Origin of the sequence: Mesorhizobium sp. B2-5-11, from assembly GCF_006440835.1 — a bacterium.
GTDB lineage: Bacteria > Pseudomonadota > Alphaproteobacteria > Rhizobiales > Rhizobiaceae > Mesorhizobium.
In genome coordinates this window covers 1145856-1165264 of the sequence record NZ_VFUK01000001.1, presented here as the reverse complement: position 1 = coordinate 1165264, position 19409 = coordinate 1145856, and the positions used below count along the sequence as shown (strand labels likewise).

General features: G+C 62.5%; 16 protein-coding genes and 1 tRNA gene. 3 read left to right on the top strand and 14 right to left on the bottom strand.

The window, feature by feature from the left end; genetic code table 11:
* Positions 1-6: 6 nt before the first annotated feature.
* Complete coding sequence (gene rpsL, locus FJ490_RS05925) at positions 7-378, bottom strand: 30S ribosomal protein S12 (RefSeq protein ID WP_006333356.1); 372 nt, start codon at positions 376-378, stop codon at positions 7-9.
* Positions 379-842: 464 nt separating this feature from the next.
* Between rpsL and FJ490_RS05920 the strand changes: the two genes are divergently transcribed.
* Positions 843-1124, top strand: a complete 282-nt coding sequence (locus FJ490_RS05920; RefSeq protein WP_140501636.1) for a transcriptional regulator — start codon at positions 843-845, stop codon at positions 1122-1124.
* Between the two features lie 164 nt (positions 1125-1288).
* Entirely contained in the window at positions 1289-2215 is a 927-nt protein-coding gene (locus FJ490_RS05915) for a Gfo/Idh/MocA family oxidoreductase (protein WP_140564598.1), read from the top strand.
* A 47-nt stretch (positions 2216-2262) separates the two neighbouring features.
* Here the strand turns inward: FJ490_RS05915 and FJ490_RS05910 are convergent, their stop codons facing one another.
* The 12 genes from FJ490_RS05910 to tuf all read right to left on the bottom strand — a co-directional run bounded on the left by FJ490_RS05910 (position 2263) and on the right by tuf (position 17724).
* Entirely contained in the window at positions 2263-2928 is a 666-nt protein-coding gene (locus FJ490_RS05910; protein WP_140564600.1) for an O-methyltransferase, read from the bottom strand.
* A gap of 85 nt (positions 2929-3013) precedes the next feature.
* Positions 3014-7210 (bottom strand): DNA-directed RNA polymerase subunit beta', encoded by a 4197-nt coding sequence (rpoC, locus tag FJ490_RS05905; protein ID WP_140561040.1) that lies wholly within the window; start codon positions 7208-7210, stop codon positions 3014-3016.
* 135 nt (positions 7211-7345) lie between these two features.
* Complete coding sequence (rpoB, locus tag FJ490_RS05900) at positions 7346-11482, bottom strand: DNA-directed RNA polymerase subunit beta (protein ID WP_140501628.1); 4137 nt, start codon at positions 11480-11482, stop codon at positions 7346-7348.
* A 266-nt stretch (positions 11483-11748) separates the two neighbouring features.
* Complete coding sequence (rplL, locus tag FJ490_RS05895; RefSeq protein ID WP_027146630.1) at positions 11749-12126, bottom strand: 50S ribosomal protein L7/L12; 378 nt, start codon at positions 12124-12126, stop codon at positions 11749-11751.
* 54 nt (positions 12127-12180) lie between these two features.
* A complete protein-coding gene (gene rplJ / locus FJ490_RS05890) occupies positions 12181-12699 on the bottom strand; it encodes a 50S ribosomal protein L10 (protein WP_140515456.1) in 519 nt (172 codons plus the stop codon).
* Positions 12700-13106: 407 nt separating this feature from the next.
* A complete protein-coding gene (gene rplA, locus FJ490_RS05885) occupies positions 13107-13805 on the bottom strand; it encodes a 50S ribosomal protein L1 (protein WP_140501624.1) in 699 nt (232 codons plus the stop codon).
* A 4-nt stretch (positions 13806-13809) separates the two neighbouring features.
* The gene (gene rplK, locus FJ490_RS05880; protein ID WP_140728323.1) at positions 13810-14238 is read right to left on the bottom strand and encodes a 50S ribosomal protein L11; all 429 of its coding nucleotides are present in this window, start codon (positions 14236-14238) and stop codon (positions 13810-13812) included.
* Positions 14239-14414: 176 nt separating this feature from the next.
* Entirely contained in the window at positions 14415-14942 is a 528-nt protein-coding gene (gene nusG / locus FJ490_RS05875; RefSeq protein WP_140501620.1) for a transcription termination/antitermination protein NusG, read from the bottom strand.
* Between the two features lie 27 nt (positions 14943-14969).
* The gene (gene secE, locus FJ490_RS05870; protein WP_013531408.1) at positions 14970-15173 is read right to left on the bottom strand and encodes a preprotein translocase subunit SecE; all 204 of its coding nucleotides are present in this window, start codon (positions 15171-15173) and stop codon (positions 14970-14972) included.
* 400 nt (positions 15174-15573) lie between these two features.
* A tRNA-Trp gene (locus tag FJ490_RS05865) sits at positions 15574-15649 on the bottom strand.
* Between the two features lie 211 nt (positions 15650-15860).
* Positions 15861-16343: a group II truncated hemoglobin gene (locus tag FJ490_RS05860; protein WP_140501616.1), complete on the bottom strand. Its 483-nt coding sequence runs from the start codon at positions 16341-16343 to the stop codon at positions 15861-15863.
* Between the two features lie 205 nt (positions 16344-16548).
* Positions 16549-17724, bottom strand: a complete 1176-nt coding sequence (gene tuf, locus FJ490_RS05855; protein ID WP_140515452.1) for an elongation factor Tu — start codon at positions 17722-17724, stop codon at positions 16549-16551.
* Positions 17725-18017: 293 nt separating this feature from the next.
* Here tuf and FJ490_RS05850 point away from each other — a divergent pair, with 293 nt between their 5' ends.
* Positions 18018-18905: a DMT family transporter gene (locus FJ490_RS05850; RefSeq protein WP_140493546.1), complete on the top strand. Its 888-nt coding sequence runs from the start codon at positions 18018-18020 to the stop codon at positions 18903-18905.
* A 238-nt stretch (positions 18906-19143) separates the two neighbouring features.
* Here the strand turns inward: FJ490_RS05850 and FJ490_RS05845 are convergent, their stop codons facing one another.
* On the bottom strand, positions 19144-19401 hold the full coding sequence (locus tag FJ490_RS05845) for a GlsB/YeaQ/YmgE family stress response membrane protein (RefSeq protein ID WP_140493554.1): 258 nt from the start codon (positions 19399-19401) through the stop codon (positions 19144-19146).
* Between the last annotated feature and the right edge of the window lie 8 nt (positions 19402-19409).

The window sequence follows — 19409 nt, the reverse complement described above, 5'->3', positions numbered from 1 at the left end:
AAAACCTTACTTCGGACGCTTGGCACCGTATTTCGAACGGCGCTGCTTGCGGTTCTTCACACCCTGCGTGTCGAGCACACCGCGGATGATGTGGTAACGGACACCCGGAAGGTCCTTGACGCGGCCGCCGCGGATCATGACCACGGAATGCTCCTGAAGGTTGTGACCTTCGCCGGGGATGTAACCGATCACCTCGAAACCATTGGTCAGGCGGATCTTGGCCACCTTGCGCAGCGCCGAGTTCGGCTTCTTCGGCGTCGTTGTGTAGACGCGCGTGCAGACGCCCCGCTTCTGCGGGTTCTGCTGCATGGCCGGGACCTTGTTGCGCTTCACCGGCGCAATGCGCGGCTTGCGGATCAGCTGGTTGACGGTAGGCATTAAACCCTCTTGTCTCTCAATTCCGTGTCTCGTGCCGGTCAAGGCTCGCTCAAAGCGTCATTTCCATACGCAAATTCGGGCCACAAACCGCGCCTTGCGGTCTTGCCCGAACAAATCGCAGAGGAAGCGGATACCGCTTCATGCACGCCGGAAATGTCTTTTCGCTCGTAAAACGAACCCTGTTTGAGGCAAACTCCAAAGCGTGTCGCTTCGGAAGGGAGAGCCTCACATCGGTTCTGACTGGGCGGCTTCTACTCGCAAGCCCGCGTACCGTCAACCCCGGAGCGGCAAATATTGCATTGAAGCCGGGGCTTGGCAGCCATGCGTAAACCGCAGGTAATTTTCTTTCGTCATTTTGCAAGGGCGAGGAAGAAAGTGACCGGGTTTTGGCTGTTGCGCGGCGCGGCTTCATGCGAAAAAGCCGCATGAACAGTCAAAGCCCCTCGCCGCGAAGGAATCGGCCCGTGAACGACAACGAGGAACGCCCGGTCACCATCATCACCGGCCGGGTGTGGAAGAGAAAAGGCGGCAAGCCGGAAGGCGTGCACGTCATGCTGGTTGCGCCTGATGACGATTCGGCGGTGCGCCGTGCGCTCGAATCGCTGGCGGCGGAGGGTTACGCCGAAGCCGAGCTCGACCAGATCGGCGACATGGAGGGCGAGCCCGACGAGGAGCCGCATCTTTCGGCCTTCCAGGGCGCGCTCGAAGGCGAAGTGTCGATCGTGACCTTTGACGTGCCGATCTGAAAGCGTGCCGGCCCTTGCCGTTCGAATCGCCGCTGAAGCCTTCCAACGAGTGAAAGGCCCACGCTGCAGCTCCGGCAAAGACGGAGTTGACCTTTCGGCTTCGGCTTGTCCGGGGCAAGTGTTCTGATAAGAAGCGCTCACCATCATCCACAGACGGAGCGGCCGTGTCCCAGCCCATCAAGATAGGTATTGTCGGTGTCGGCAAGATCGTCCGCGACCAGCACCTTCCGGCGCTCGCCAAGGACCGGGACTACCGGCTGCTCGCCGCTGCCAGCCGGCATGGCAAGGTTGAAGACATCCAGAATTTTCCCGATATCGAGACGATGCTTGGCGCCGTTCCCGAACTCGACGCCGTCTCACTCTGTATGCCGCCGCAATTCCGCTACCATGCCGCGCGCATCGCACTCGACGCGAAGAAGCACGTGTTCCTGGAAAAGCCGCCCGGCGCCACGGTCAGCGAGGTCGAGGACCTGAAGGCGCTGGCGGCGAAACAGGGCGTGTCGCTGTTCGCCAGTTGGCATTCGCGCTATGCTCCGGCGGTGGAAGCGGCACGGACATTCTTGGCATCGACGAAGATCAGATCAGCGGCGATCGTCTGGAAGGAAGACGTGCGCCGCTGGCACCCGAACCAGGACTGGATCTGGCAACCTGGCGGCTTCGGCGTCTTCGATCCAGGCATCAACGCGCTGTCGATCGCGACCTACATCCTGCCCGCCATGTACATCACCTCGGCCGCGCTCGATTTCCCGGAGAACCGCGACGCGCCGATCGCAGCCCAGGTCGCCTTCCGTGCGGCGAATGGTTCGGCGGTGACGATGGATCTCGATTGGCTCCAGACCGGACCGCAGAGCTGGGACATTCTTGCCGATACCGATACCGGCAAGATGGTGCTCTCGGGCGGTGGCTCGAAACTCGCCATCGACGGCCGCGTCGTCCATGAAGAACCGGAAGCGGAATATCCTGAACTCTACAGGCGTTTCGCCGAGATCGTGCGCGCCGGTATCTCCGATGTCGACCTGGCGCCGCTCCAGCATGTCGCCGACGCCTTCATGCTCGGCAAGCGCAATGTGGTCGAAGCGTTCTTCGACTGAACAGCGACTGTCGCCCGGATCTCGGATCCGACCGCCATCGCAACAACTCAATCGACAATCGCTATGGCAAACCCGTCATAGCCCTTGGCGCCGACAGTCTGGATCGCGGTGCCGTCCAGGCGCTTGTCGGCACCGATGAAAGAGAATGCAGCGCGTGCACCTTCGACATTGGCGTCGCGACCATCCTCAACGAGCACCGCGCCGTCACGGATGACGTTGTCGCAGACGATGACCGTTCCCGAGCGCGAGAGCCGCATGGCCCAGGAGAGATAGTTGGGGTTGTTAGGCTTGTCGGCGTCGATGAAAACGAGGTCGAACGGCCCGGCGTTTTCGGCGCCCAGAGCAGTGAGAGACTGCAGCGCCGGCCCGACCCGCAGATCGACCCGTCGGGAAACCCCTGCCCGCTCGAAATTCGAACGCGCGACCTTGGCGTGGTGCGGATCGAGTTCGAGCGTCACGATCTTGCCGCCGGCCGGCAATCCCCGCGCCATCCAGATGGTGGAATAACCGCCCAGCGTACCAATCTCGAGCACCTTTTTCGCGCCGCGAATGCGCACCAGCAGCGAGAGCAGCTTTCCTTGCGCCGCCGAGACGTCGATCGCCGGCAAGCCACCGTCGCGGTTGGCCGCCAGGACCGCGTCGAGAACGGGATCCGCCTCGAAGAGCAAGGAAACGATGTAGTTATCGACAGCCGTCCAGGTTTTCGTGCTCATCTGCCTTCCTCGATTGTTCGTTGAAACGAAAAGGCCGCCGGGTTGCCCCGGCGGCCTTGTTGCCTGAGATTTCTTGCCGCCGCGCCTACTGCGCGGCGGTTGTCATGTCGGCCAGCATCGGCTCGGCGACTTCGACACCGGAGGCCTTGCGGCGCTCGTCGATGATCAGTTCGTCGCGCGAGGTGGCGATGCGGCGGATCTGGCTCATCGTGCCGCCGGTACCGGCCGGGATCAGCCGGCCGACGATGACGTTTTCCTTCAAGCCCTGCAGCATGTCGGTCTTGCCGGCAACCGCGGCTTCCGTCAGCACCCTGGTCGTCTCCTGGAAGGAGGCGGCCGAGATGAAGGACGGCGTCTGCAGCGAGGCCTTGGTGATGCCGAGCAGCACCGGCTGGCCTTCGGCCGGCTTCTTGCCGTCCTCGACCAGGCGCTCGTTGACCTCTTCCAGTTCGATCACGTCGACGTGGTCGCCCGGAATATAGGTCGAGTCGCCCTGCGTGGTGATCTCGACCTTCTGCAGCATCTGGCGAACGATCACCTCGATGTGCTTGTCGTTGATCGACACGCCCTGCAGACGGTAGACCTCCTGGATCTCGTTGACGAGGTAGGACGCAAGCGCCTCCACGCCCTTGATCGCCAGGATGTCGTGCGGCGCCGGATTGCCGTCGAGGATGTAGTCGCCCTTCTCGATGACGTCGCCGTCCTGGAGATGGAACGGCTTGCCCTTCGGGATCAGGTATTCGACAGGCTCAAGCGTCGAGTCATGCGGCTCGATGATGATGCGGCGCTTGTTCTTGTAGTCGCGGCCGAAGCGGATCGTACCATCGATCTCTGCGATGATGGCGTGATCCTTCGGACGACGGGCCTCGAACAGCTCGGCAACACGCGGCAGACCGCCGGTGATGTCCTTGGTCTTGGCGCTTTCCATCGGGATACGCGCCAGGACGTCGCCAGGGCGAACCTGAGCACCCGGCTCGACCGAGAGAATGGCCTCGACCGAGAGCAGGAAGCGGGCATCGCCGCCCTTCGACAGCTTGCCGACCTTGCCCTTGGCGTCCTGAACGACGATCGCCGGCTTCAGGTCGTTGCCGCGCGGCGTCGAACGCCAGTCGATGACCTCGCGCTTGGTGATGCCGGTCGACTCGTCGGCCGTTTCCTGGACGGAAATGCCGTCGACCAGATCCTCGAACGCCACCTTGCCCTCGATTTCGGTGAGGATCGGGCGGGTGTAAGGATCCCATTCGGCGATGCGCTGGCCGCGCTTCACCTTGTCGCCATCGTCCACGAAGATGCGCGAACCATAGGTGACGCGGTGCGTGGCGCGCTCCTTGCCGGCCTCGTCGAGGATCAGCACCGCCATGTTGCGGCCCATGACCATCTGCTGGCCGTCCGAGTTGCGCACCACGTTGCGGTTGCGGATCTCGACCTTGCCCTCATAGGAGGCTTCAAGGAACGAGCTATCCACCACCTGCGCCGTACCGCCCATGTGGAAGGTACGCATGGTGAGCTGGGTGCCCGGCTCGCCGATCGACTGCGCCGCGATAACGCCGACGGCCTCGCCCTGGTTGACCGGGGTGCCCCGGGCCAGATCGCGTCCGTAGCAGACCGCGCAGACGCCGACCCTGACTTCGCAAGTCAGCGCCGAGCGGATGCGGACCGACTGCACGCCGGCCTTCTCGATCTGCTCCACGTCGCGCTCGTCCATCAGCGTTCCGGCCTTGACCAGCAATTCGCCGGTCACCGGATGGTTGATGTCGTCGAGCGCGGTGCGGCCCAGCACGCGCTGGCCGACCGAAGCGACGACCTGACCGGCATCGACGATCGGCTGCATGGTGAGGCCCTTGTCGGTGCCGCAGTCCACGGAGTTGACGATGCAGTCCTGCGCCACGTCGACCAGACGACGGGTGAGATAGCCCGAGTTCGCCGTCTTCAGGGCGGTGTCCGCCAGACCCTTGCGGGCGCCGTGGGTCGAGTTGAAGTACTCGAGCACGGTCAGGCCTTCCTTGAAGTTCGAGATGATCGGCGTCTCGATGATTTCACCCGACGGCTTGGCCATCAGGCCGCGCATGCCGGCGAGCTGGCGCATCTGGGTGGGCGAGCCGCGCGCACCGGAGTGCGACATCATGTAGATCGAGTTCATCGGCTTCTGACGACCATTGTCCTCGAACTCGACCGCCTTGATGCGGGCCATCATTTCGTCGGCGACCTTTTCCGAGCACTTGGCCCAGGCGTCGACGACCTTGTTGTACTTCTCGCCCTGCGTGATCAGGCCGTCATTGTACTGCTGCTCGTATTCCTTGGCCAAGGCCTCGGTGTCCGACACCAGCTTGATCTTGGTATCCGGGATCAGCATGTCGTCCTTGCCGAACGAAATGCCGGCACGGCAGGCATGGGCGAAACCGAGCGCCATGATGCGATCGCAGAAAATGACCGTCTCCTTCTGACCGCAATGGCGGTAGACGGTGTCGATCATCTTGGAGATGTTCTTCTTGGTCATCTCCTGGTTGGCGGTCTCGTAAGGCACGTTGACGTTCTTCGGCAGAAGCTCGCCGATGATCATGCGGCCAGGCGTGGTGTCGTAGATCTTCGACACGACCTTGCCTTCGGCGTCGACCGAGCGGAAGCGGCCCTTGATCTTGGCGTGCAGGGTCACCGCCTTGGTCTCGAGCGCGTGCTGGAGTTCGCCCATGTCGGCAAACACCATGCCCTCGCCCGGCTCGTTCTGGTTGACGATCGAGAGGTAGTAGAGACCCAGAACCATGTCCTGCGACGGCACGATGATCGGCGCGCCCGAAGCCGGGTGCAGGATGTTGTTGGTCGACATCATCAGCACACGGGCTTCCAACTGTGCTTCCAGCGACAGCGGCACGTGGACCGCCATCTGGTCGCCGTCGAAGTCGGCGTTGAAGGCCGTGCAGACCAGCGGATGCAGCTGGATCGCCTTGCCTTCGATCAGGATCGGCTCGAACGCCTGGATGCCGAGGCGGTGCAGCGTCGGCGCGCGGTTCAAGAGCACCGGATGCTCGCGGATGACCTCGTCGAGGATATCCCAGACTTCCGGACGCTCCTTCTCGACCAGCTTCTTGGCCTGCTTGACGGTCGAGGAGTAACCCTTGGCGTCGAGGCGGGCGTAGATGAAGGGCTTGAACAGTTCGAGCGCCATCTTCTTGGGCAGGCCGCACTGGTGCAGCTTGAGCTCCGGACCGGTGACGATGACCGAACGGCCGGAATAGTCGACGCGCTTGCCGAGCAGGTTCTGGCGGAACCGGCCCTGCTTGCCCTTGAGCATATCCGAGAGCGACTTCAGCGGACGCTTGTTGGCGCCGGTGATGACGCGGCCACGGCGGCCGTTGTCGAACAGCGCGTCGACGGCTTCCTGCAGCATGCGCTTTTCATTGCGCACGATGATGCCGGGGGCACGCAACTCGATCAGCCGCTTCAGACGGTTGTTGCGGTTGATGACGCGTCGATAGAGATCGTTGAGGTCCGACGTCGCGAAACGTCCGCCGTCCAGCGGGACGAGCGGGCGCAGGTCCGGCGGAATCACCGGAACCACCTTCATGATCATCCATTCCGGACGGTTGCCGGACTCCATGAAGTTCTCGACGACCTTGAGCCGCTTCAGATACTTCTTCTGCTTCAGCTCGGACGTGGTCGAAGCCAGCTCCGAACGCAGGTCGCCGGCGATCTTCTCCAGGTCCATGCCGGCCAGAAGGTCATGAATGGCCTCGGCGCCGATCATGGCGGTGAAGCTATCCTCGCCATATTCGTCGACGGCGATCATGTACTCTTCCTCGCTGAGCAGCTGGTGCTCCTTCAGCGCGGTGAGGCCGGGTTCGGTGACGATGTAGTTCTCGAAGTAGAGGACGCGCTCGATGTCCTTCAGGGTCATGTCGAGCAGCGTGCCGATGCGCGAGGGCAGCGACTTCAGGAACCAGATATGGGCGACGGGTGCCGCCAGCTCGATATGGCCCATGCGCTCGCGGCGAACGCGCGACAGCGTGACTTCGACACCGCACTTTTCGCAGATGACGCCCTTGTACTTCATGCGCTTGTACTTGCCGCACAGGCACTCGTAGTCCTTGATCGGGCCAAAAATGCGCGCGCAGAACAGACCGTCACGCTCCGGCTTGAAGGTGCGGTAGTTGATGGTCTCCGGCTTCTTGATCTCGCCGAACGACCAGGACAGAATCTTCTCAGGGCTGGCGAGCGATATCCGGATGGAATCGAACACCTGCGCCGGCGCCTGGGGATTGAAGAGATTCATGACCTCTTGGTTCATGCCGTTCTCCTTTCGGGGTCCTCGAAAACCCCTTGCATCTGATGCGGGGCAAATGCCCGCTGAGTGGTCGGCCCACCGGCCGAAGAATTTGGTGCACCCGGTCGCGGGAGCCTCTCCCGCGACCGGGTGTCTTGTTTATTCCGCTGCGTCGGGCAGCCGAACCGGGGCTTCGTCGAGCTTGGTGTTCTCCAATTCGACGTTGAGGCCGAGCGACCGCATCTCCTTGACGAGAACGTTGAAGCTCTCGGGAATGCCGGCCTCGAAGGTGTCGTCACCGCGGACGATCGCCTCGTAGACCTTGGTGCGGCCAGCGACGTCGTCCGACTTCACCGTCAGCATTTCCTGCAGCGTATAGGCGGCGCCGTAGGCTTCCAGCGCCCAGACCTCCATTTCGCCGAAGCGCTGGCCGCCGAACTGCGCCTTGCCGCCCAGCGGCTGCTGGGTGACGAGCGAGTACGGACCGATCGAACGCGCGTGGATCTTGTCATCCACGAGGTGGTGAAGCTTGAGCATGTAGATGTAGCCCATCGTCACCTTGCGATCGAACGGCTCGCCGGTGCGTCCGTCATAGAGCTGCGACTGACCGCTGGTGTGCAGGCCCGCCTGCTCCAGCATGACGTTGATGTCGGCCTCGTGCGCGCCGTCGAACACCGGGGTTGCGATCGAGACGCCGCGGCGCATCTGCTCGCTCAGGCGAACGATGCTCTCGTCGTCATACTCGCGGACCGGCTCGTTGCGGTCGTTGGCGGGCATGAAGCTCTCCAGCGTCTTGCGCAGCGGCTTGATGTCGCCGGCAGACTTGTAGGCGTCGATCATCTCGCCGATCTTCCTGCCCATTCCGGCGCAAGCCCAGCCCAGATGCGTTTCCAGGATCTGGCCGACATTCATGCGGCTCGGCACACCCAGTGGGTTGAGCACGATATCGGCATGCGTGCCGTCCTCGAGGAAAGGCATGTCCTCGACCGGAACGATGCGCGACACGACACCCTTGTTGCCGTGACGGCCGGCCATCTTGTCACCCGGCTGCATCTTGCGCTTCACCGCCACGAAGACCTTGACCATCTTCATGACGCCCGGAGGCATTTCGTCGCCGCGCTGCACCTTCTCGACCTTGTCCATGAAGCGCTGTTCGAGTGCCTTCTTGGAATCGTCGTACTGGCCGCGCAGGGCTTCCAGTTCGCTCTGGAGCTTTTCGTTCTCCACGGCGAACTGCCACCACTGCGAACGCGGATACTCGTCGAGCGTGTCCTTCGACAGCGTCGAGCCCTTCTTGAAGCCCTTCGGTCCGGCGATCGCTTCCTTGCCGACGAGCACGTCGGAAAGGCGCGCGTAGACGTTGCGATCCAGGATCGCCTGCTCGTCGTCACGGTCCTTGGCGAGGCGTTCGATCTCCTCGCGCTCGATCGCCATGGCGCGCTCGTCCTTCTCCACACCGTGGCGATTGAACACGCGCACCTCGACGACGGTGCCGAAGGTGCCCGGAGGCATGCGCATCGAGGTGTCGCGCACATCGGATGCCTTTTCGCCGAAGATGGCGCGCAGAAGCTTTTCTTCCGGCGTCATCGGGCTTTCGCCCTTCGGCGTGATCTTGCCGACCAGGATATCGCCCGGCTGAACTTCGGCACCGATATAGACGATGCCGGCTTCATCGAGGTTCTTCAGCGCTTCTTCCGAGACGTTCGGAATGTCGCGCGTGATTTCCTCCGGTCCGAGCTTGGTGTCGCGCGCCATGACCTCGAACTCCTCGATGTGGATCGAGGTGAAGACGTCGTCGGCGACGATGCGCTCGGACAGGAGGATCGAGTCCTCGTAGTTGTAGCCGTTCCACGGCATGAACGCGACCAGCACGTTGCGGCCGAGAGCCAGATCGCCGAGCTCGGTCGAAGGACCGTCCGCGATGATGTCGCCCTTGTTGACCCGGTCGCCCATGCGCACCAGCGGACGCTGGTTGATGCAGGTGTTCTGGTTCGAACGCTGGAACTTCATCAGCCGGTAGATGTCGACGCCGGACTTGCCCGGATCGAGGTCTTCCGTTGCGCGGATGACGATACGCGTCGCGTCCACCTGGTCGACGATGCCGCCGCGGCGGGCGCCGATGGCGGCGCCCGAGTCACGAGCGACGATCGGCTCCATGCCGGTGCCGACGAACGGCGCCTCGGCGCGCACCAGCGGCACGGCCTGGCGCTGCATGTTCGAGCCCATCAGCGCGCGGTTGGCGTCGTCGTTCTCAAGGAACGGAATCAGGGCCGCGGCCACCGACACCATCTGCTTGGGCGAAACGTCCATCAGGTCGACGTTTTCGCGCGGCGCCATCATCACTTCGCCGGCACTGCGGCAAATGACGAATTCGTCGACAAAGCGACCATCCTTGTCGAGCTCGGCATTGGCCTGCGCGACATGGTGCTTGGCCTCTTCCATCGCCGACAGATAGACGACGTCATTGGTCAGCTTGCCGTCGACGATCTTGCGGTACGGGCTCTCGATGAAGCCGTACTTGTTGACGCGCGCGAAGGTGGCGAGCGAGTTGATCAGGCCGATATTCGGGCCTTCCGGCGTCTCGATCGGGCAGATGCGGCCGTAATGCGTCGGGTGCACGTCGCGCACCTCGAAGCCGGCGCGCTCGCGGGTCAGACCACCCGGTCCAAGCGCGGAGAGACGGCGCTTGTGGGTGATCTCCGACAGCGGATTGGTCTGGTCCATGAACTGCGACAGCTGCGAGGAACCGAAGAACTCGCGCACGGCGGCAGCCGCCGGCTTGGCGTTGATCAGGTCCTGCGGCATGACCGTGTCGATCTCGATCGAGGACATACGCTCCTTGATCGCGCGCTCCATGCGCAGCAGGCCGACGCGGTACTGGTTTTCCATCAGCTCGCCGACCGAACGCACGCGGCGATTGCCGAGATTGTCGATGTCGTCGATCTCGCCCTTGCCGTCACGCAGTTCGACCAGCGTCTTGACCACGGCCAGGATGTCGTCCTTGCGCAATACACGCACGGTGTCCTCGGCCTTGAGTTCGAGGCGCATGTTCATCTTGACGCGGCCAACGGCGGACAGGTCGTAGCGCTCGCTGTCGAAGAACAGCGAGTTGAACATGGCTTCAGCGGTTTCGAGCGTCGGCGGCTCGCCGGGGCGCATGACACGATAGATGTCGAACAGCGCGTCCTGGCGGCTCTCGTTCTTGTCGACGGCGAGCGTGTTGCGGATGTAGGCGCCGACATTGACGTGATCGATGTCGAGTATCTGGATCTCGTCCTCGCCGGTGCCAAGCAGCACCTTCAGCGTCTTGTCATCGATCTCGTCGCCGGCCTCGAGGAAGATCTCGCCGGTGGCGTAATTGACGATGTCCTCGGCGAGATAGTTGCCGAGCAGGTCCTCGTCGGTCGCCTTGATCGCCTTCAGGCCCTTTTCGCCGAGCTGGCGGGCCTGGCGGGCGGTGATCTTCTTGCCGGCCTCGACAACGACCTCACCCGTGTCGGCGTCGACCAGGTCGCCGACGGCCTTCAGGCCGCGGAAACGATCGACGTTGAACGGAATGCGCCAGTGATCGCCGGCGCGCTTGTAGGTGATCTTGTTGTAGAAGGTCGACAGGATCTCTTCGCCGTCCATTCCGAGCGCCATCAGCAGCGACGTCACCGGAATCTTGCGGCGACGGTCGATGCGGGCGTGCACGACGTCCTTGGAATCGAACTCGATGTCGAGCCACGAACCGCGATAGGGGATGACGCGCGCGGCAAACAGGAGCTTGCCCGACGAGTGCGACTTGCCCTTGTCATGGTCGAAGAAGACGCCCGGCGAGCGGTGCATCTGCGAGACGATGACGCGCTCGGTGCCGTTGACGATGAAGGTGCCGTTCGAGGTCATGAGCGGCATGTCGCCCATGTAGACGTCCTGCTCCTTGATGTCCTTGATCGACTTCGCGCCGGTATCCTCGTCGATATCGAACACGATCAGGCGCAGCGTCACCTTCAGCGGTGCGGCATAGGTGAGGTCGCGCTGACGGCATTCGTCAACGTCGAATTTCGGTCCTTCGAACTCGTACTTCACGAACTCCAGCATCGAGGAGCCGGAAAAATCGGAGATCGGGAAGACCGACTTGAAAACAGCCTGCAGTCCCTCGTCCGGACGTCCGCCCTTGGGCTCGTCCACCATCAGGAACTGGTCATAGGACGCCTTCTGAACCTCGATGAGGTTCGGCATCTCCGCAACTTCCGGGATCTTTCCGAAGAACTTGCGTACGCGTCTGCGGCCATTGAAAGTCTGGGTCTGGGCCATCGTCGCTCCTTAGCTCTAAACTCGGGGCGAGCCTCGCCGCGGCTCGCCTTGCATCCGAACCGCCTGGGCAGCGGCTCTCTGTCTGTTCTCCGGCCCCATTACCAAACTACTTGGCGGCGGCCGGCTAAAACGGGAGAAAACCCGTTTCCTGAGAGCCGGTTTCCGGCCCTCAGGAAAGAGGTTTTCGTGCATCTCGCGCTAGGCAGCCTCCCCAGGTCGCCCGAGGGAGTGGCGGACGGCGCGAGGCCGTCCGCCGATTGTTACGCTTACTTCAGCTCGACCTTGGCGCCGGCTGCTTCCAGCTGGGCCTTGAACTTGTCGGCGTCGGCCTTGGAAACGGCTTCCTTGACCGGCTTCGGAGCCGCTTCGACCAGGTCCTTGGCTTCCTTGAGGCCAAGGCCGGTGATGGCGCGGACTTCCTTGATGACGTTGATCTTCTGGGCGCCGGCATCGGTGAGGACGACGTCGAATTCCGTCTTTTCCTCGACCGGAGCGGCGGCAGCGGCAGCGCCGCCGGCAGCGGCAACAGCCACGGGAGCAGCAGCCGAAACGCCCCACTTTTCTTCCAGAAGCTTCGACAGCTCAGCCGCCTCAAGGACGGTCAGCTTCGAAAGGTCGTCTACGATCTTTGCGAGATCAGCCATTGTTGTATTCCTTCATAAGGTTCGAACGTGTGTTTGTGATAGCGAGGAACGGCCTCATGCCGCCTCGTCCTTCCGGGCGTAAGCGCCGATGACACGCGCGACCGAAGCCGCGGGCGCATTGACGATCTGGGCGATCCGGGTTGCCGGCGTGGCGATCATGCCAACCAGCCTGGCGCGCAGCTCGTCGAGCGACGGAAGTGTGGCGAGTGCCTTCACACCGTCGGCGTTGAGCGAGGTGGTGCCCATTGCGCCGCCGAGAATGACGAGCTTGTCATTCCCCTTGGCGAAATCGGACGCGACCTTCGGCGCCGCAATCGGATCCTCCGAATAGGCGACCAGCGTCTGTCCCTTGAACAGATCGATGATCGATGCGGAGTCCGTGCCCTGAAGAGCGATTTTGGCGAGACGGTTCTTCGCGACTTTAACGGTGCCACCGGCAGCGCGCATTTTCGACCGGAGGTCGTTCATTTGCGCGACGGTGATACCGGCATAGTGGGCCACGACCACTGAACCCGCGTTCGAGAACGCATCGTTCAGGCCCGTGACGAGTTCGCGTTTTTCCGCTCTGTCCACTGCCTATCTCCAGTTGACCCCCATCCTGCTAACGGGAACATTCCCATTCACGAGGACAGGCGTCGGGTTGCCTTTTGCCGGCCGGGCCATCCAGTAACGGATCTCCCGAACAGCGCTCGAGGATCCTGCCCCCTTTCGCCACATCGCCGGCAAGCCGGACGATGCGCAGACAAAAGGCAAACACGGTTCGAACCTTTCATTGGAGCGCTTGCTCCGTTGTCAGGTCTTCACCCGTCTCATGCAGGCCCACATGAATTAAGGCCGCCCTTTTCAATCAAGGCCGGGCCGCCTGCAATCTCGGACAGGATGTCCGGAAACCTTTCGGCTCCCGGTACCGGGCCCAGAACGATCCAGGCCCGGAATTCACTTACGGATCGGCCCGTTCAGCGGCCGATCCAAACGGTTAATCAGGACGCCGCGAGCGTCGAGACGTCGAGCTTGAGGCCCGGGCCCATCGTCGAGGTGACGGACACCTTCTTGACGTAGTTGCCCTTGGCGCCAGCCGGCTTTGCCTTGGTCACCGCATCGGCGAAGGCGCGGACGTTTTCTTCCAGCGCCTTGACGTCGAACGAGACCTTGCCGACGCCGGCGTGAACGATGCCGGCCTTCTCGACGCGGAACTCCACAGCGCCGCCCTTCGATGCCTTGACGGCGGCCGCGACGTCGGTGGTGACGGTACCGACCTTCGGGTTCGGCATCATGCCGCGCGGGCCGAGCACTTTGCCCAGACGGCCGACGAGCGGCATCATGTCCGGCGTGGCGATGCAGCGATCGAAATCGATCGTGCCCTTCTGGACGATGTCGACCAGGTCCTCCGCGCCGACGATGTCGGCGCCGGCGGCCTTGGCTTCCTCGGCCTTGTCGCCACGGGCGAACACGGCGACGCGGACCGAGCGGCCGGTGCCGTTCGGCAGGTTGACCACGCCGCGGACCATCTGGTCGGCATGGCGAGGATCAACGCCGAGATTCATCGCGACTTCGATCGTCTCGTCAAACTTAACCGTCGAGCGATCCTTGAGCAGCTTCAGCGCGTCACCCAAGGTATAAGCCTTGTTGGGATCGATGCCTTCGCGGGTCTTCGATACACGCTTTGCAATCTTTGCCATGATCTCAGCCCACCACTTCCAGACCCATCGAGCGGGCGGAGCCCTCGACCATGCGCATGGCCGCCTCGACGTCGTTTGCGTTCAGATCCTTAATCTTCTGCTCGGCGATGGCGCGGACCTTGTCGCGGCCGATCGTGCCGGCCTTGACCTTGCCCGGCTCCTTGGAGCCCGACTTCAGGTTAGCGGCCTTCTTCAGGAAGTAGCTCACCGGCGGCGTCTTCATGACGAAGGTGAACGACTTGTCCTGATAGTAGGTGATGACGACCGGAATCGGCGATCCCTTTTCCATTTCCTGGGTCTGCGCGTTGAACGCCTTGCAGAACTCCATGATGTTGATGCCGCGCTGACCAAGCGCCGGGCCGATCGGGGGCGACGGCGTAGCCGAGCCCGCGGCAACCTGGAGCTTGAGCTGGCCTGCAATTTTCTTAGCCATCTCTATTCCTGCCTTTGTCTATGCCGGCCCCTCGATCTGGGAAAACACCGGCTGTTGCAGTCTGGTGGTGCGGTTCCTGCGGCCGGCTAAAGCCGCATTCGCCTCCCACCGTTCTCAGGCCTGCGCGTTGCCGCGCCGCCTCCCCTGACCACCGGAACGGCGCCAGGGATTTCGGATCAGCCTTTTTCGACTTGTCCGAATTCCAGATCGACAGGCACGGCGCGCCCGAAGATCGAAACTTCCACCTTGAGCCGCGCCCGCTCCTCGTCCACTTCCTGGACGAAGCCGTTGAAGGACGCGAAGGGGCCATCCGAGACGCGGATCGCCTCGCCGATCTCGAAAGTAACCGAGGGCTTCGGCCGCTCGACGCCTTCCTGCACCTGGTTCAGGATGCGCTGCGCCTCGGCCTCGGTGATCGGCACCGGCTTGGAGTCGCCCAAAAACCCGGTGACCTTCGGCGTGTTCTTGACCAGAGAGAACACGGCGTCGGTCAAGTTGGCCTTCAGGAGCACATAGCCCGGAAAGAACTTGCGCTCGGCGTCGACCTTGCGGCCGCGACGAACCTCGACGACCTTCTCGGTCGGCACGACGATCTGCTCGATATCGGCGGACAGGCCCTTCTGCTTGGCCTTGTTCTCGATGTCCTCGGCGACCTTCTTCTCAAAGTTCGAATAGGCGTGGACGATGTACCAGCGCGTAGTCATTTCACGACTTCTCCGTAATCGCCGGACTTAGCGTCCAATGCCCAGAATCTGTTCGACCGCGAGGCCCATGAGCTGATCGGCGGTGAAGAAAAAGATCATCGCGATCACAGCGAAAGCCAGAACCATCACCGTCGAGATCATCGTTTCGCGTCGCGACGGCCAAGTCACCTTGGCGGTCTCCGCGCGAACCTGCTGGAGAAAGACGAAAGGATTTGTGGTTTTCGAAGCCATATGCCGCTCTGTCTTCAAGACCCGTTGGCCGGGTCTCCTGGATGATCCCGCTGGCCGGGACGTGCCGCCTGGGTCCATTTTCGCGCCGAATCAGCGCAATCATTTCGCCCATGCAAATCAGACGCGTAAAGCCGGCTTCCCAGCTCCACGCGTCGCGTGTCTGTTTCGTCTACATAAAACCGATTCTTGATCCACGCAAGTGGCAAGTGTCCGCTTTATGACCAAACGCCGCCTCGGAACCATCCAGTCGTTCCGTCCCGGCTATGGCGCCCTTATGCCTCAATCAGCCTAATATGGCAAGCCGGTCGCCGATTTTCAAAGGGCAGCCCGCAGAAATATCGTTTCTGATGGCCGTTTAGGAAATGGCTGAGTTTTTGTTTTGGCGTGCCATTTCTCGAAATGGCACGGGCAGCAGGGCTCGAACCTACGACCTGCGGTTTTGGAGACCGCCGCTCTACCAACTGAGCTATGCCCGTACACGTGCGCCTCGGCGCAGCAGGGGCTTCCTAAAAGCTTCCGCGCGCTCTGTAAAGAGCGGTTTGCAAGCAAACGCGCCTTCATCCCCTTTCCCGGAAATCGGGATGGTCGACGACCAGCCCGCCGCCATCGATCTCCGGTTTCATGCTCAAGTGCGCCGGCATGCTGTTCGCGGAGATCTTGCCGGCCGGCCCGTGTATCCGTTGGACGCTATTTGGTGTCCGGGACCCGGTAAGGCCCGCCGGGCACGCCCCAGCCCCAGGCCGGCATCGGCTCGGTCTCCGGGTCGCACGTTTCGCCGAGATTGGAATTCATCCTGGCGAGCCGCGATCCCCACTCGATATAGCCCATGAAGGCGGAACGGAACTCCGGATCGTCAGGCAGCCCGACGGCATCCGCGGCATCGGCCAGCAGGTTGATCCAGCGGCGGCGCTGCTCCTCCGTCAAATGCTTGCCGAGATGATGCATCACCATCTCGCGGTGGCCGCCGAATTTTTCGCTGTAGGTTTTCGGCCCGCCGAAAACCTCGCCGATAAAGGCCGCGACATGGGCGGGATGGTCGGGCGACATATGCTTGAACACCGGCCCGACGACCGGATCCCGCGCCACCTTGTCATAGAACGTCTGCGTCAGCCGGTTGAGCGCTTCGCTGCCGCCGGCCCATTCGTACAGAGTCGGAACATCCTGGCTCATACTTGACCTCCGCCCAGCGCCGCCTGCAGCGACGATAGCGGAAAAATCGAGCAAGCCTCAACCTGGCTCGATGGCCAGTTCGATGACACGGCTACCGTTCGACCGCGTGTCGGCCCCGCCATGCCAGCGCTGATCTTCGGTCGCCGACAAAAAGGGCGGCCCGAGGACCGCCCTTCCTTCTCGATCCGGCTGATGCCGGTGTCGATTACTCTTTGATGGTGACGACGATGCCGGCACCGACGGTGCGGCCGCCTTCACGGATGGCGAAGCGCAGCTTCTCTTCCATGGCGATCGGCACGATCAGCTCGACGTCGACCGTGATGTTGTCGCCAGGCATCACCATCTCGGTGCCGGCCGGCAGCGACACGATGCCGGTCACGTCGGTGGTGCGGAAGTAGAACTGCGGACGGTAGTTGGTGAAGAACGGCGTGTGACGGCCACCCTCGTCCTTGGTCAGGATGTAGGCTTCGGCCACGAACTTCTTGTGCGGCTTCACCGAACCGGGCTTGGCCAGAACCTGGCCGCGCTCGACACCTTCACGGTCGACACCGCGCAGCAGCGCGCCGATGTTGTCGCCCGCCTGGCCCTGGTCGAGCAGCTTGCGGAACATCTCGACGCCCGTGCAGGTCGTCTTGGTGGTCGGACGGATGCCGATGATCTCCAGCTCCTCGCCGACCTTGACCACGCCGCGCTCGACGCGACCGGTCACGACCGTGCCGCGGCCCGAGATCGAGAACACGTCCTCGATCGGCATCAGGAACGGCTTGTCGAGCGGACGAACCGGCGTCGGGATGTAGGCGTCGACCTGAGCCATCAGCTCGCGGATCGCGTCCTCGCCGATCTTCTTGTCCGAATCTTCCAGAGCCGCCAGCGCCGAACCCTTGACGATCGGAATGTCGTCGCCGGGGAACTCGTTCTTGGTCAGCAATTCGCGAACCTCGAGCTCGACCAGCTCAAGCAGCTCGGCATCGTCGACCTGGTCGACCTTGTTCAAAAACACCACGATCGACGGCACGCCGACCTGGCGGGCCAAAAGGATGTGCTCGCGGGTCTGCGGCATCGGGCCGTCGGCGGCCGACACAACCAGGATCGCGCCGTCCATCTGCGCGGCACCGGTGATCATGTTCTTCACATAGTCGGCGTGGCCGGGGCAGTCGACATGGGCGTAGTGGCGGTTCTCCGTCTCGTACTCAACGTGAGCCGTCGAAATCGTGATGCCGCGCGCCTTCTCTTCCGGCGCCGCGTCAATCTGGTCATAGCGCTTGTATTCGCCAAAATACTTGGTGATCGCTGCCGTCAAAGACGTCTTGCCATGATCAACGTGGCCAATCGTGCCGATGTTCACATGCGGCTTGGTGCGCTCGAATTTACCTTTTGCCATAGTCTCTTTCCTTGGACGGCCTGGACCTTCAGTTCAGTCGAATGCGGGGCGATTAGCGACAAAGGCCAAAAAACACAAGCGTCTTTTGCCCGGGCGCCTTCTCACTCGGCCCGAACCCGTGATCCGATTGCGGGGATATGGCGCTGATATAGGAACGTGTCGCGTGAAATGGAATGGCCTAAACCCCTGCGCAATCGCGCCGGCCTCCCGCGCCCCGCTCGTCGGTCGCTGTCGGATTTGTCGGCGCTTCATGGCCCATTGCGGCGGTGTTCCCGCTCTGATTTCCTGCACCGATGCATTTCATCCCGACAGCCGTTCGCGGCCCCCTGTTCATGATCGTCTCGACCGGGTCGTATCTCGTCAACGATACGATGATGAAGCTCGCTACGGCGGGCCTGCCGTCCTATGAAGTGCTGTTCCTGCGCGGCGCGGCGGCAGCGCTCTGGGGCTTTCCGCTGCTGTTTGCGCTTGGTTATGGCAAACAGATCCCGCTGATCTTCGACAAGCGCGTGCTGCACCGCAACCTGCTCGAACTGGCCGCCATCCTTTGTTACGTGGTGGCGCTCGCCAACATGCAGATTGCCGATTCCACCGCGCTCGGACAGGTCACGCCGCTGTTGATGCTGGTCGGCTCCTCTATCCTGTTCGGCGAGCGCATCGGCGGCCAGCGCATGGCGCTGATCGGTCTCGGCTTCATCGGCGCGCTGATGGTGGCGCAACCGACCATGCAGGGCATCTCGGTCTACGCCTTGCTGGCGCTCGGCAACGCGGCATTGTCGGCCGCGCGCGATCTCACCGGCAGGCGGGTTCCGGCCGAGGTGCCGGGAATGATCGTGGCGATTTCCGCCGTCGTCGTGGTGCTGATCGGCGCCGGTGCGGCACACCTGGTTTCAGAGCGCTGGATCATGCCCGGAGCACATCATTTGCTGCTCATGGCCGGAGCCGGGTTCTTCCTGATCTTCGGCCATTTCTTCATCTTCATGGCCTATCGCGTCGGGCCGACCAGCGCGGTGGCGCCGTTCTACTACTGCTTCACCGTCTGGGCGATGATTTCGGGCCTGCTGGTGTTCGGACAATTCCCCAACGCACTGGCGATCTGCGGCATCCTTCTGGTTGTGGGTAGCGGACTGGCCATCGTCTCGCTCGACCAGCGCAGGCGCCGGCTGACTGTCGTGGCCTAAGTCGGCTCCAGTTGCGGCCGATCATCGCCGGGGTCTCGCCGCAAAGCTCAACACGCTGCCCGCGAGATCCTCAAGAGGGTCGGATAGGACGCGCCAGACGGCGCTCCGCGGTGGCAAACACCGCCGATGATGGACAGACGACGGCGCATGACCCGAAAGGCGGGATCCGGTTTCGGGAAAGGTCATGGACAAGCGAACGGATAAAATCCCATCCCGAACCTTCGGAATGGGACTGGTGCTAAATAGTCCGCTTGCCGGCGAACTGGTGGTAAGCCCACAACACGACCACGGCGCCCACCACCGCGACGATCAGGCTGTAGATGTTGAGACCGGTCACGCCCGACGCGCCGAAAGCGCTGAAGATCAGGCCGCCGACAATGGCGCCGACAATGCCGAGCACGATATCCATGATCATGCCCTGGCCGCTCTTGTTGACGATCTTGCTGCCAAGAAAGCCGGCGATGACTCCCAGAATAATCCAGCTGATGATTGACATTTTTCCTC